Origin of the sequence: Pseudomonas sp. MYb2 (assembly GCF_002979955.1) — a bacterium.
Taxonomy (GTDB): Bacteria; Pseudomonadota; Gammaproteobacteria; order Pseudomonadales; family Pseudomonadaceae; genus Aquipseudomonas.
Window position 1 is genome coordinate 62,480 of the sequence record NZ_PCQC01000009.1, and the last position, 12,823, is coordinate 75,302.

Consider the following 12,823-nt stretch of genomic DNA (forward strand, 5'->3'; position numbering starts at 1 on the left):
ACACATGAATCGTCAGAAGAAACTGAAACAGTTGTTCAAGGAAAAGGCCAAGAAGGCTAGCGCGAAGTTGGCGCCGAAGAAGCCGAAGTATATTAGTAAGGCTGAGCGGGCGAAGATGGAGGCTGAGGGGCTGGTGGTTGCGGATTCGGGGGAGTCGGCTGAGAGCTGATCCAGCCTGCCTGCAAAAATCGACCTTGTGAAATGGAAGTCACCTAATGTTCGAGCGTAACAAACTGGTTCCGGAGTTAATGGTCACCCACCTGGAGAGCAGCCTGGCCTTTTGGGTTTCCTGCATCGGTTTCAAGGTAGTTTATGAACGCCGGGAAGATGGGTTTGCCTACCTTGATTTGAATGGTGCTCAAGTCATGCTTGAGCAGGTTGAATCACAAGTGGGGCAATGGCTGACGGCTCCGTTGACTGCACCGTTTGGAAGAGGCATCAACCTGCAGATTGACGTTGTGGCTGTCGCCCCCCTCATCAAACAGCTTGATCAGGCCAGACATCCACTCTATCGAGAATGCAAAGACACTTGGTATCGGGCCAATGATGTAGAAATAGGCCAACGCGAATTCATCGTCCAGGATCCCGACGGTTATCTCGTCAGGTTGGTAGAGCGGCTGGGTGAAAGACCAGTTTGATCAATCTCAATCTGAGCGAAGCCAACCGCTGCTTGTTGCGACCGCATGCATTTACTGCCAGAAGCAATGAACCGCCCGAACTTGTACTGATTTCCTGGCCAATTCAGCCCGAGCGTTTCAGGGACCTCGGGTCGAATGACACATTTGCCATACTTTGAGCATCAGGGACTGGCTGCCACTCAGCAGCGGTGGAGCCGATTTCGCGCAGGGTCCATTGCTGCGGACCGGACCACGACAGTGCTATATAGGGGCCTTCAAGTACTGCGTTCGCTATTAACATGTCGACTTCGTCGGCAGGTCCCGGGACCATGCCACCAACAGCAATGGGCACGCGCTGACGCAAAAGACTATTGAGCATGCACAACAATTCGGCACGTGATGTGTACTGAACTCTGCACTCCCCGACTTCAGTGCAGGCAAACACCAGGCTACCAGTAGCGGAGTCTGCGCAGTTGATCAATGTCAGATGCGTCGGTGGCAGACCTGACCCTTTTGAATAACGTAGTTTGATGACTGCACCCCATCATGTATGTCGCATTCTGAACTCGGCGAGTTTCGCGGCTTCATTGCGTGATTCATCGAATCGTTCGTCTAGCTCGACATGACCCGGTTCCCGATAAAGGACGCCATTCTCAGTGCATGCCAACAGGTGTGCCATGCGCTTTGCAGCGACTGGCGACAGTCCGCAAGACTCGCTGACTTCGTCTAGCCGTACTCGGCATACATCGAGGTGGCGTCGAACGCCTGAAAACCCGCCAAGATAGAGATAGAACTCGTCGAGAACGATACCCACGCCTGAAATACCCTAGGTGCCGGCCACACCCGGCGCCACCTCATAAATAGCCTCAACATTATGACCTTCCAAGGTCGCGACAGCGGTTAGTACCTCGCAAAAAGCATCTTTCATGCTGTTGCTGACCCAAAGGTCATAGTTGTTGCCGATAATAATGGGCGCGCCCATGAGCGGTCATGGGTATCCGGCACACTCAATACATAGGGTTCGGTCAGATCCAGCACCGCACTCATGTAGTCGGTGTCATCGTTGGCGGTCGGCATGTCCTTGGCGGAAGGTGAAGCCAACGCAGTGGCCCAGCCAATCTGGTTCAGACCTGCGCGATCACTAGGTCAGCTTGCACGCTTCGACGCATATTTTTTATGCCTTCCAGGCATCGTCCGCGCAGCCGTTGATCCATCGGCCATATGCCACAAACGAATAAACAGCATATTTTTAAGTATTTTATTTCCGCATCAACACGCCGCTATACCTGCGTCTTCGATCCGGCACCACGCCGGCATTTGCAGGAGCAGACGCGTGATTCGAACCCCTTCGTTATCCTTCCCAAGAGCGGCTCTCACCCTCGCCGCACTCCTGGTTTCCAGCCTGGCACTGGCCGAACCGGTCAAAGAAATCCGCATCGCCGTGCCGGACATCAGTGCCGGCCCCACGCCTAGTGGCGCCGGGATCGTCGATGTGTTGCGCGACCGGCAAACGCTGGAGAAAGAGTTTGAGAAGGACGGCATCAAGATTCGCTGGGACTTCTTCAAAGGTGCGGGGCCGGCGATCAATGAAGCGTTGGCCAACAATCAGGAAGACTTCGCTTACCTCGGCGATTTGCCGGCAATCATCGGCAAGGCCGGTGGTCTCGACACGCGCTTGCTCAGTGCAACCGCCCGTGACGTCAAACTCTATCTGGCGGTGCAGCCGGGTTCGGGCATTACCACGCTCGAAGCGTTGAAGGGTAAACGTGTGGCGATCTTTCGCGGCACCGCCACCCAGTTGTCGTTTGCTTCGGCGCTGGCCCATCAAGGTTTGAAAGAGAGCGACTACAAGGTGGTCAACCTCGACTACAACGCCGCCAACGCGGCGCTGGCGGCCAAACAAATCGACGCGACCTGGTCCGGAGCCGGGGTGATTGCGCTCAAGGCACGCGGTCTCGCCGAGCTGCCGCTGACCACTGTCGACCTCGATGGCGCCGGCAGCATGCAAGCCGTGCTGTTGGGGCGCGGCGCGTTTGTCGACGCGCACCCGGAACTGGTCGCGCGATTGATCAAGGCACAGCAACCGGCGATCACCTGGTTGCGCAACGACGAGCACAAACAGGACTACATTAATCTGGTGTCGAAACTGGCCAGTTTCCCCGCAGATATCCTCACCACCGATGCCAAAGATCAGTCGCTGGTGAAAATCTTCGCGCCGCAGCTCGACGCGCCGTTCCTCGACAACTTGCAGCGCAGTGTGGATCTCGCGCTCAACGCGAAACTGATCCGCAAAGGTTTCGAGGTGAAGAACTGGGCTGAACCGAGCTTCATCAATGCCGCACTGCAAGCCACCGACAGCGCTTCGCAAACCCCACAAGCCAGCCGTTAAAAACAAGGACTACCCATGACCACCCTGTTCATTTTTCCTGGTGCCTGCTCGTTCGCCGCCCATGTCGTGATTCACGAATTGCAACTGCCGATCGATGTCGAGCGGGTGACGTTCGGCGACCAGGACTCGCCATACCGGCAGATCAACCCGACCGGCCGCGTACCCGCGCTATTGCTCGATAACAAAACCCTGCTGACTGAAAATACCGCGATCCTGCCGTACCTCGCCGATTTGAAACCCGGCACGGAATTGTTTGCGCCGGCAGGTTCAGTCGAGCGTGCACAGATTCAAGGCTGGCTCGGTTACGTGGCGACCGAGGTGCACGTCGCCGCGTTTCGGCCGATCAATCGGCCTGAGCGTTACAGCGCCGATGAGGCGGCATTCCCCGGCATCCGCGAGCGCGCGTTGCAACAACTGGCGAACGCACTGAAGCCGATTGAGGCGCATCTGGCGCAGGCGGAGTATCTGGTCGGCAATCGTTTTACCGTGGCGGACGCCTACCTCGGCGTGTTCCTCGGCTGGAGCGCCCGCGTCGGTGTGTTAGGCGACTTCCCTGCGTTGCAAGCCGCGCTCGGGCGCTTCCGTGCACGCGAATCGGTGGTGCGGACACTGGCTGCCGAAGGCCTCGCCTGAGTCATCCCGAGGACAGATAACCGAGCCAACCGGAGAAACAGCATGCCAAGCACCGATACCATTGCCACCTGGGCCCAAGTCATCGCCCGCACGCTGGAAGCACAGGGCATCGACGCTGCCCCGCTGCTGCGCGAGGCCGGTATCAGTCGTTGTCATCTGCATGATCCCGACCAGCGCATCGCCCTCCCCGTCATGAGTGCATTCTGGCGGGCGGCGCGGCGCGTCAGTGATGACGAATGCTTTGGCTTGCAAGTGGCGCAGTACAGTTATCCGACCGACTTCCATGGGCTGTTTTTCGCCGCGCAAAGCAGCTCGACGGTGATCGAGGCATTGCAGCGCGGCGTGCGTTTTGCGCCGGTGATCACCACGTCGGCGGCGATGAGTCTGGTGCGCGGCCCGCACACCACGCGCATGGTTTACGGGGTGGCCGTCGGCGCCGAGGTGGAGCAGATCGCCACCGAAGCGTCGATTGCCTGCGCGGTACGCTTCACCCGCCAGACCTGGGTCAATCTGCCCATCGTGCACGGCGTGCGCCTGGCTCGCCCGGCGCCACAGGATCCGCAGCGCTGGACGCGATTGCTCGGTTGTCCGATCCGCTTCAATGCCGGCGAAAACGCCATCGAATACAGCAATCGCTGGCTGGATGCACCGCTGACCACGGCCAATCACGCCGTGGCCCAGGGACTGGACAACGTGCTCAACGCTTACCTTGAACGCCAGCGCCGCCTGAACCTGCCGGAGCGGGTGCGCGGTGCGATTATTCGCTACTTGCCGGTGGGCGAAGTGCAGCAAAGTCGAGTCGCCGATGAACTCGGCATGAGCGTGCGCAACCTGCATCGACACTTGCTCAAGCACGACAGCAGTTTCAAGGCATTGCTCGACGATTGCCGTCGACAACTGGCGTTCAGTTACCTGCGCCAGACCGACTGCTCGATCAACGAAATCTGCTATCGACTGGGCTTCAATGAACCGAGCAGTTTCAATCGCGCGTTCCGTCGCTGGACCGGCGAAAGCCCCGGCAAATGGCGCCGCGATGATGCGCCGTCGTTACCCGAACGCTATGTGCCACGACCGCCTGCTTTAGCCTCCGGGCGGGCGATCTCGATAGCCGTTTGAATCAATTGTCTGCGGCGGACCACAGGTTGTCCGCGCAGGCCCCTTTTCCCCTCTTCACACGCTCTAGCATGGCCCTCCTACCGAGCCCGACCGATAGCGTCGCGCGGCCAAACAAGGAGCTTTGCGTCCATGCTGTTACGTTACCCGGCCACCACGGCCCATCGCCTCAAGCCCCTGGGTTTTTCCTTATGGCTGGCGCTGCCCGCTGTCCTTTGCTCGACCGTCAGCGTTGCCGCCGATCAACGCGAAAATCCAACGGCCAACGCCGACGACGCCGCCCCACGGCTTGAACAGGTCACCGTGACAGCGCGGCGCCGCGAAGAACAGTCGCAGGACGTACCGACGCCGATCACCACCCTCAGCGGCGCCAATCTGGAAAGCCAGCGCATCTACAAGATTCAGGACCTGCAACAGGCGTTGCCCAGCGTCAACGTCGCTTACGTTCACGCACGGGTTTCCAGCTTCGCGGTGCGCGGGATCGGCAATAACCCAGCCAGCGATGGACTGGAAGGCAGCGCCGGGATTTATTTGGATAACGTCTATCTGGGCCGCCCCGGCATGGCCGCGTTCGACATGCTCGACGTTGAGCAACTGGAGCTGTTACGCGGGCCGCAAGGTACGTTGTTCGGCAAGAACACCACGGCCGGTGTGCTCAACATCACCACGCGCGGCCCGACCTTTACGCCCGAACGCAGCCTCGAAGTGTCGGGTGGGCAGGACGGCTATTTTCAGGGTAAAGGCACTGTGTCCGGGCCGTTGACCGACACCCTCGCCGCGCGCCTGTCGTTCTACCGCACCCGCGATGACGGCTACTTGAACAACCGGCATGACGATCGCACGTTGCTCGGCGGTGAACGCGAAGGCCTGCGCGGGCAGTTGCTGTTCAAACCCAACGATGATTTCAGCCTGCGCTGGATCAACGAATACAACACGGAAAACTCCAGCAGCGGCAGCAGCGTGATCTATGGCGCCGGCCCACTGTTCTGGCGCCGGGCGGCATTGGTCGGGGCTAATCCGCAGGTGGGCGAAAGCAACATCGACGGCCGGCAGAATGTCAGCGTCCACCAGAACGCCAGTTCCGTCGAAGCCAATTGGAACCTCGCCGGCGGCTATACCCTGACGTCGATCAGCGCCTATCGTAGCTGGCATTTCAACCCGGCCAACGACGCCGACCAACTGGACGTCCCGGTGATCAACGACTTCGGCTACGAAGTGCACGACCGGCAGTTCTCCCAGGAAGTGCGTCTGGCCTCGCCCAAGGGCGAGTTTTTCGACTACGTCGTCGGCGCCTATGCCTTCAAGCAAGACCTCGGAAATCGGATCTTTACCAATCTCGGACCGCTGGCCGATCTCAACCTGATCGGCACCAATCTCAATGCGCTGAACAACGTCAACAGCAAGGTCAACGGCAAGATCGACACCGAGAGCTACGCCCTGTTTGCCCAAGGCACCTGGCACTTGAGTGAGCGCCTGGATTTCAGCGCCGGCATCCGTGGCACCTATGAAGAAAAAGACGCCAACGTGAAACGCCTCGCCCCCGAGGGCGGTGGCGCGCCGGTGGTGATTCCGGGAGTCGTCAATGGCAACGCGGTGCGCGCAAGTCAGGTCGGCGCCTATGACACTGGCGACCTGCACATGCACAACGCGGCGCCATCGTTCCTGACCAGTTTGAGCTATCACTTCAGCGATGACGTGCTGGGCTACACCTCGCTGTCCCACGGCGAGAAATCCGGGGGCGTCAACCTCGCCGTCGGTTCGGCGCCCAGCGCTGGCGCCGAGTCATTGTTGGTTGGCCCGGAACGCGCGAACGATGCTGAGCTGGGCATTAAAAGCCAATTGTTCGATCACCGTTTGCAACTCAACGCGAACGTATTCTGGACCGGGGTGAACGGCTATCAAGCCACCACTTATTACCAGCCGCCCGGTTCGTTGACCGGTTATCAGTTGCTGACCAACGCCGGCACCGTGCGCTCGCGTGGCTTCGAGTTCGAGGCGACCACCGTTCCGGTTCGCGGCCTGACGTTAAACGTCAACGGCTCGTTCAACGACGTGACTTACCTGTCATTCAAAGACGCGCCCTGCCCTTCGGAAAATCCGGGGCAAACCAACTGCGACCTCAGCGGCCAGCGCGTAGCCGGCGCCTCGCGCTGGATCGGCAACGTCAACGGCGAATACAAATGGCCGCGCATCGACGGTATCGAACCCTACGCCACCGGCAGCTATGCCTACCGCTCCGACAGCGAAGGCACGCTGGACAATTCCGACCTGGCGAAGATCGATGGCTACGGCCTCGCCAACTTCTCATTCGGCGCACGGGTGGACTATGGCGACGGTTTGCTCGACGCCTCGCTGTGGGTCAAAAACGCTTTTGATCGTGAGTATTACCTGGCTGTTGGCAGTGGTTCCAATGGCCTCTACACCGCCTCGCCAGGCCAGCCGCGCACCGCCGGCGTGACCTTGCGTTATGACTTCTGAGGACACTATGAAAACAGCACAAATGAGCCTTGGCGCGTTTCTCATGAGCAGCGGCCATCACCTCGCCGCGTGGCGCCATCCACGTGCATGGTCGGGCGGCGGCCTGGATTTCCAGCATTTCAGGAAACTCGCCACCACCGCCGAGCGCGGCAAGTTCGACGCGATATTCTTCGCCGACAATCTGGCCCTGATGGGCTCGCCGGAACTCGGCCAGTTCACCACGGCCGGCGACGTCTTCGACCCGTTGGTGCTGCTTTCCGGGCTAGCCGCAGTGACCGAACGTATTGGCCTCGTATCAACGGTGTCGACCAGCTACAACGAACCCTATCTACTGGCGCGCAAATTCGCTTCCCTCGATCACTTGAGCGGCGGGCGCAGCGGCTGGAATCTGGTGACCTCAGCGACCGATCTGGAAGCGCTGAACTTTGGCCGCGAAAAACATTTCGAGCACGGTGACCGTTATCAGCGCGCGGAAGAATTCATCGATGTCGTCACCGGTCTGTGGGACAGCTTTGAAGACGACGCCTTCGTCCGCGACAAAAGCAGCGGGGTGTTTTTTCAGCCGGACAAACTGCATGTACTCAATCACTATGGCGATAACTACCGGGTGCGCGGCCCCCTGAACATTCCTCGCACGCCCCAGGGTTATCCGGTGCTGATCCAGGCCGGCTCGTCGGAGCCGGGCAAGGCACTCGCCGCACGCACCGCGGAAGTGGTGTTCACCGCACAGCAGACGCTGGCCAACGCCCAGGCCTTTTATGCCGACGTCAAAGGTCGTCTGGCCGGCTACGGACGCCGCCCTGAGCAATTGAAAGTCATGCCGGGGATTTCGCCAGTCATCGGCCGCACGCAAAGCGAGGCGGAAGATAAATACCAACAACTGCAGGATCTGGTCGAGCCGCGTGTCGGGCTGGCGATGCTGGCAGGCATGGCCGGCGGTTTTGACCTCTCCGAATATGATCTGGACGGCCCGTTGCCGGAGCTGCCACCGAGCAATTCGATGCAGAGTCGTCAGGCCTTGTTCATCGATCTGGCGCGGCGCGAGAATCTAAGCATTCGCCAGCTGTACCTGAAGGTCGCGGGCGCGCGCGGCCATCACACGGTGATCGGTACGCCGAAAACCATCGCCGACACCCTCGAACAATGGTTCGTCGAACAGGCCGCCGACGGTTTCAACATCATGCCGTCGTTCCTGCCTGAAGGCCTGGATGAATTCGTCGATGACGTGGTGCCGTTGCTGCAACAGCGCGGGCTGTTCCGCCATGAATACAGCGGCACCACCCTGCGCGATCATCTGGGACTGGAGCGGCCGGACAACCGTCACCGGCGTTAACTTCGATCCGAAGCACGCCTTGATTACGGCCCTCGGGGACCACCTTTCGGTGGCCCCTGAGGCGGTCGGTTTTAGCCCAGGCGCATTGACAGCTCGATGTCGTCGGCAAACGGTACGGACAGGTAACCGTTCTCCGGCGCGCGCACGTATGCCAAGTATTCCGGGCAATAGTCAGTGTTGTCGGCGACGACCATTGCACCCGGTTTCAGGTGCTTTTCGAGCAGGCTCAAGACATCGCCATACAATGCCTTGGCGCCATCGAGCAACAGCAAATCGACAGATTCCGGGAGGTCACTGGCCAGGGTGATCAACGCATCGCCCTCGCGAATTTCCACCAGATCGCTGACCCCGCCGGCAACAAAGTGTTGGCGCGCCAATTGGATTTTCGCCGGCTCGAATTCGCTGCCGATCAGCACACCGCCACCGTTGTCGCGCAGTGCGGCGGCCAAGTGCAGGGTGGACAGACCGAACGATGTGCCGAACTCGACAATCGCCTTGGCCTGGGTATTGCGCGCCAGCATGTAAAGGAGTTTGCCGGTGTCGCGGGAGACCGGCAGCCACAGGTCTTTGAGTAATCCGTAGAGTTTCAGGTAGTCGGTTTTGCTGTGCATCAGGCGATCGCGTTCTTCGCCGGATACATCGTTCAGCGCCGTGCTGGTGGCGGCGCTGGCTTGGCTGTAAAGGCGTTCGATCAAGCTCGCCAGTGGTTCAGAGGTCAGGGTGGTCATGCTTGTTTTCCGTCAGTTGGGGACTAAAATGCGAGTGATTCATCGCGTTTAAATGATGCGAGTGATTCGTCGCATCCGCTATTCGCATTCCCCAGGACGTCCGAGCCAGCCATGACCGACCGCCAGACCGCCCGTATTTCCTCGCGTAAACAGCCACAGCAAGCGCGTTCGACAGATCTTGTCGCAGCGATTTTGCAGGCGGCTATTCAGGTTTTGACCGAGCATGGCGCCACCCGCTTCACCACCGCCCGAGTCGCCGAAAAGGCTGGCGTGAGCATCGGTTCGCTGTACCAGTACTTCCCCAACAAGGCGGCGATTCTGTTCCGCTTGCAGAGTGATGAGTGGCTGCACACCACGCAAATGCTCCAGCAAATTTTGCAGCAGCCGGAACAACCACCACTGGATCGCCTGCGCACGCTGGTCCAGGTATTCATTCGTTCGGAGTGCGAGGAAGCGCAGATGCGCGGCGCGCTCAACGATGCCGCGCCGCTCTATCGCGATGCGCCCGAAGCCCATGAGGTGCGCGCGGCAGGACGGCAGATCTTCGCCAGCTTCATGCTCGAACTGTTGCCGCAAGTCACTGACGCGATTCGCACAGCGGCCTGCGATTTGATCCTGACCACGCTGAGTTCTACCGGAAAAGACTTTTCCTCCAGCCCACGCAGCGAGCAGGAAATCAGCGTGTTTGCCGACGCGCTGGCAGACATGTTCAGCGCTTATGTTGTGTCGCTGAATCAGCCGCAAGCTTGCGATTAGACGGCGCCGGGTTGGAGAAGGTGTTCGGGAAAATTCTTTCGCCGAAGGCTGATGCGATTGAGTTGCCGGGTTATGACAAGAACGCAGGAAATTGGATAACCAGCGGCACAGCGCGATAGCGTCAGCCACTCAAATCGGAGGCTGCGCCATGGACGTGGCTGTCATTCACTACATAAAAGAAAAACCTTATGAGCTATAACGAAAAAGCCCCTGATCTCAGGGGCTTTTCGGTTTGCGGCGAAGTAACACGCGCCCTGCTGAAGTCTCTCAGCGCTTCGGCAGTTTCCAGTTCGGCCGGATGAAGTGGCAGGTGTAGCCATTCGGGATACGTTCCAGGTAATCCTGATGCTCCGGTTCCGCTTCCCAGAACGGCCCGGCCGGTTCGATTTCGGTCACCACTCGGCCTGGCCACAGGTGCGACGCGTCGACGTCAGCGGCGGTGTCTTCGGCGATATCGCGTTGCGCTTCACTGAGGTAATAAATTGCCGAACGATAGCTTGGCCCCAGGTCATTGCCCTGGCGGTTGGGTGTGCTTGGATCGTGGATCTGGAAGAAGAACTCGAGGATCTGCCGATAGCTGATCACCGCCGGATCGAAGACGATTTCGATGGCTTCGGCGTGGTTGCCATGGTTGCGGTACGTGGCATTCGGCACATCGCCGCCGGTATAGCCGACGCGGGTTTGCAGCACGCCGGGATAACGGCGCAACAAATCCTGCATGCCCCAGAAGCAGCCGCCGGCGAGAATGGCAGTTTCGGTTTGACGGGTCATGATCTGTGCTTCCTCTTGAGGGCATTGGTATAGCCATTACTATGAGGGCGCGTTTGCAGATTCCAAGGTGGCGCGACGTTTGATCGGTCCACTAGCGGCCAGGTGGATACTCAAGTTCTTCCCTAAATGCCACATCGCCCCGTCAGCGATGCTCAGGCCATTCGCGCACGACGGCGCGAACACACGCCCTGCAAGTACCCTGAACCCAATACGATCGCCACCAGCACCAACAGGATCAATCCCCATTCCGCGGGACTCGGATGTTGGCCGAGAATCGCCATCGAACTGAAGATGCCAAACACCGGGATCAACAGCGACAGCGGAGCCACGCGCGAGATCGGGTATTCGCGCAATAGCAGGTTCCAGCCCCAATAACTGAAGTGCGTCGCTGCATACACCTGGAACGCGAGTGAAAACACGGTCATCGCATTGAGCTGCGCAGGCAGTGCGATAAAGGGTGCCGAGCCATGCAGAGCCCACGTCAGCAACATCAGCGGGATCGGCGGAAACAGGCTGGCCCACACCACGAACGCGAAGATCTCGCGCACCTTCGACACTTTGATGATGACGTTGCCGACGCTCCAGGCCATCGCGCTGCCAATCACCAGTGCCAGCCCTGCCCTCGACGCGGCGCCAGGGCTGCACAAGACGATGCCCAGCAACCCTGCGGCCGCCAACAGCGCGCCGAGCAATTGCGGGCGCCCGAGACGCTCGCCAAAAAAAATCACGCCCCAGCCCAAAGTGAAAAAAGCACTGCACTGGATCAGCAGTGATGCCGTGCCCGGCGGCACTCCCCATGCGATGCCCTGATTGATCAACGCCCACATCGCGACGCCAAAGATCAGTCCGTAAGCGGCTAGCCATCGAAACGCTACCCGTGGGCGCTCGACGAAAAACACCCAGGGCAACGCCGCCAGCGCGAAACGCAACGCGGTCAGCAACAACGGATCGATGTTGGCCAGGCCCAGCTTGGTCACGGGGAAATTCAGCCCCCACACCGCTGTAACCAGAATCGCCAGTAGAAGGTGTTTCTTTTGCATGTTCAATCGTCCCCACGCCGAGCGGAAGTGCTCGTGCCGGGAGAAATATGCAAGCAATCGAGCTGACCCGCTTTCAGCCACAGGCCATCTTTCATTAGAATCGGGCCATGCGCACATTCACCGGTCATCCCTACCAGAACACACCACGCGATGCGGTCGTGACCGCCGTTGATTACGCGGACGGTACGTTGTTCCCGTTGCACGATCATCAACGGGGTCAGTTCGCTTACGCCGCCAGCGGCGTCATCACCGTGTTCACCGATGACGGCAACTGGGTCGTTCCACCCCAGCGCGGCATCTGGGTGCCCGCGCAACTCCCCCACTCCATGCAAATGCGTGGGCCGGTGACCCTGCACAACACCTATATCCGCAAACAGGCGGCGCAGCGACTGGGGTTGTCGGACCAATGCCAGGTACTCGACGTGTCGTCATTGCTGCGGCAGTTGCTGTTGAAAGCCATTGACGTGCCGGCGCGCTATTCCAGCCAAGGGCGCGACGGTCATTTGATGAGTCTGCTGCTGCACGAGATTGCCGCGATGCCCGTACTGTCGCTGAATGCGCCGCTGCCGGCAGAACCCCGTCTGGCGTCGGTGTGTCGCGAGTTCCTGAACCTGCCTTCGCTGGAAGTGGGTATCGATGAGATGGCCGTACGTGCGGGAATGAGCCGGCGCACCTTTACCCGACATTTCCGACTGCACACCGGGATCAGTTTTATCGAATGGCGGCAACAGGCTTGTCTGCTCGCAGCAGTGGTGATGCTGGGCAAAGGTCAGTCGGTCACTCAGGTTGCCATGGCGTTGGGGTATAGCAGTTCAAGCGCGTTTGCCACGGTATTCAAGCAATTGCTGGGGGAAGTGCCGAGCCGTTATGTCGTCGAGCAGCATTTTTAAAGATCAAAAGATCGCAGCCTTCGGCAGCTCCTACAGTTAACTCTATTCCAATGTAGGAGCTGCCGAAGGCTGCGA

The 12,823-nt window shown here is 59.5% G+C and carries 14 protein-coding genes; 9 read left to right on the top strand and 5 right to left on the bottom strand.

Features of this window, described 5'->3' with window-relative positions:
* Positions 1–4 precede the first annotated feature (4 nt).
* Positions 5–169, top strand: coding sequence for a DUF2986 domain-containing protein (locus CQ009_RS17010; RefSeq protein ID WP_082355447.1), 165 nt, complete (start codon positions 5–7; stop codon positions 167–169).
* Positions 170–215: 46 nt separating this feature from the next.
* Positions 216–638, top strand: a complete 423-nt coding sequence (locus CQ009_RS17015; RefSeq protein ID WP_064390371.1) for a VOC family protein — start codon at positions 216–218, stop codon at positions 636–638.
* Between the two features lie 805 nt (positions 639–1,443).
* Here the strand turns inward: CQ009_RS17015 and CQ009_RS29965 are convergent.
* Both CQ009_RS29965 and CQ009_RS30450 read right to left on the bottom strand, forming a co-directional pair.
* Positions 1,444–1,599, bottom strand: coding sequence for a hypothetical protein (locus CQ009_RS29965; RefSeq protein WP_158260942.1), 156 nt, complete (start codon positions 1,597–1,599; stop codon positions 1,444–1,446).
* On the bottom strand, positions 1,542–1,694 hold the full coding sequence (locus CQ009_RS30450) for a DUF1254 domain-containing protein (protein ID WP_371920164.1): 153 nt from the start codon (positions 1,692–1,694) through the stop codon (positions 1,542–1,544). Before CQ009_RS30450 ends, CQ009_RS29965 begins: the two co-directional genes overlap by 58 nt.
* Positions 1,695–1,953: 259 nt before the next feature.
* On the opposite strand from CQ009_RS30450, the gene CQ009_RS17030 reads away from it, so the two are divergent.
* The 5 genes from CQ009_RS17030 to CQ009_RS17050 all read left to right on the top strand — a co-directional run bounded on the left by CQ009_RS17030 (position 1,954) and on the right by CQ009_RS17050 (position 8,563).
* Complete coding sequence (locus CQ009_RS17030; RefSeq protein WP_371920165.1) at positions 1,954–3,006, top strand: ABC transporter substrate-binding protein; 1,053 nt, start codon at positions 1,954–1,956, stop codon at positions 3,004–3,006.
* A gap of 15 nt (positions 3,007–3,021) precedes the next feature.
* The gene (locus tag CQ009_RS17035; RefSeq protein WP_105707629.1) at positions 3,022–3,639 is read left to right on the top strand and encodes a glutathione S-transferase C-terminal domain-containing protein; all 618 of its coding nucleotides are present in this window, start codon (positions 3,022–3,024) and stop codon (positions 3,637–3,639) included.
* A 42-nt stretch (positions 3,640–3,681) separates the two neighbouring features.
* Positions 3,682–4,755 carry an AraC family transcriptional regulator gene (locus CQ009_RS17040; RefSeq protein WP_064390373.1) on the top strand — a complete coding sequence of 358 codons (1,074 nt, stop codon included), beginning with the start codon at positions 3,682–3,684 and terminating at the stop codon, positions 4,753–4,755.
* A gap of 129 nt (positions 4,756–4,884) precedes the next feature.
* Positions 4,885–7,230 carry a TonB-dependent receptor gene (locus CQ009_RS17045; RefSeq protein WP_064390374.1) on the top strand — a complete coding sequence of 782 codons (2,346 nt, stop codon included), beginning with the start codon at positions 4,885–4,887 and terminating at the stop codon, positions 7,228–7,230.
* Positions 7,231–7,237: 7 nt separating this feature from the next.
* Complete coding sequence (locus CQ009_RS17050) at positions 7,238–8,563, top strand: LLM class flavin-dependent oxidoreductase (RefSeq protein WP_105707632.1); 1,326 nt, start codon at positions 7,238–7,240, stop codon at positions 8,561–8,563.
* A 71-nt stretch (positions 8,564–8,634) separates the two neighbouring features.
* Here CQ009_RS17050 and CQ009_RS17055 read toward each other — a convergent pair whose 3' ends face one another.
* Entirely contained in the window at positions 8,635–9,291 is a 657-nt protein-coding gene (locus tag CQ009_RS17055) for an O-methyltransferase (RefSeq protein WP_064390376.1), read from the bottom strand.
* A gap of 111 nt (positions 9,292–9,402) precedes the next feature.
* On the opposite strand from CQ009_RS17055, the gene CQ009_RS17060 reads away from it, so the two are divergent.
* The gene (locus CQ009_RS17060; protein ID WP_064390377.1) at positions 9,403–10,047 is read left to right on the top strand and encodes a TetR family transcriptional regulator; all 645 of its coding nucleotides are present in this window, start codon (positions 9,403–9,405) and stop codon (positions 10,045–10,047) included.
* Between the two features lie 267 nt (positions 10,048–10,314).
* Here the strand turns inward: CQ009_RS17060 and msrA are convergent, their stop codons facing one another.
* Together msrA and CQ009_RS17070 are read right to left on the bottom strand one after the other, a co-directional pair.
* Positions 10,315–10,818, bottom strand: coding sequence for a peptide-methionine (S)-S-oxide reductase MsrA (msrA, locus tag CQ009_RS17065; protein ID WP_105707634.1), 504 nt, complete (start codon positions 10,816–10,818; stop codon positions 10,315–10,317).
* Positions 10,819–10,970: 152 nt separating this feature from the next.
* Complete coding sequence (locus tag CQ009_RS17070) at positions 10,971–11,858, bottom strand: EamA family transporter (RefSeq protein WP_105707636.1); 888 nt, start codon at positions 11,856–11,858, stop codon at positions 10,971–10,973.
* Between the two features lie 107 nt (positions 11,859–11,965).
* Between CQ009_RS17070 and CQ009_RS17075 the strand changes: the two genes are divergently transcribed.
* Entirely contained in the window at positions 11,966–12,748 is a 783-nt protein-coding gene (locus CQ009_RS17075; RefSeq protein ID WP_105707638.1) for a helix-turn-helix domain-containing protein, read from the top strand.
* Positions 12,749–12,823 lie beyond the last annotated feature (75 nt).

Bases quoted from the DNA above. Each gene is read 5' to 3' on its own strand.
- CQ009_RS29965 (WP_158260942.1), bottom strand. From the start codon at position 1,599: ATGGGCGCGCCCATTATTATCGGCAACAACTATGACCTTTGGGTCAGC.
- CQ009_RS17035 (WP_105707629.1), top strand. From the start codon at position 3,022: ATGACCACCCTGTTCATTTTTCCTGGTGCCTGCTCGTTCGCCGCCCAT.
- msrA (WP_105707634.1), bottom strand. From the start codon at position 10,818: ATGACCCGTCAAACCGAAACTGCCATTCTCGCCGGCGGCTGCTTCTGG.
- CQ009_RS17060 (WP_064390377.1), top strand. From the start codon at position 9,403: ATGACCGACCGCCAGACCGCCCGTATTTCCTCGCGTAAACAGCCACAG.
- CQ009_RS17015 (WP_064390371.1), top strand. From the start codon at position 216: ATGTTCGAGCGTAACAAACTGGTTCCGGAGTTAATGGTCACCCACCTG.
- CQ009_RS17040 (WP_064390373.1), top strand. From the start codon at position 3,682: ATGCCAAGCACCGATACCATTGCCACCTGGGCCCAAGTCATCGCCCGC.
- CQ009_RS17045 (WP_064390374.1), top strand. From the start codon at position 4,885: ATGCTGTTACGTTACCCGGCCACCACGGCCCATCGCCTCAAGCCCCTG.
- CQ009_RS17010 (WP_082355447.1), top strand. From the start codon at position 5: ATGAATCGTCAGAAGAAACTGAAACAGTTGTTCAAGGAAAAGGCCAAG.
- CQ009_RS17075 (WP_105707638.1), top strand. From the start codon at position 11,966: ATGCGCACATTCACCGGTCATCCCTACCAGAACACACCACGCGATGCG.
- CQ009_RS17055 (WP_064390376.1), bottom strand. From the start codon at position 9,291: ATGACCACCCTGACCTCTGAACCACTGGCGAGCTTGATCGAACGCCTT.
- CQ009_RS17070 (WP_105707636.1), bottom strand. From the start codon at position 11,858: ATGCAAAAGAAACACCTTCTACTGGCGATTCTGGTTACAGCGGTGTGG.
- CQ009_RS30450 (WP_371920164.1), bottom strand. From the start codon at position 1,694: ATGCCGACCGCCAACGATGACACCGACTACATGAGTGCGGTGCTGGAT.
- CQ009_RS17050 (WP_105707632.1), top strand. From the start codon at position 7,238: ATGAAAACAGCACAAATGAGCCTTGGCGCGTTTCTCATGAGCAGCGGC.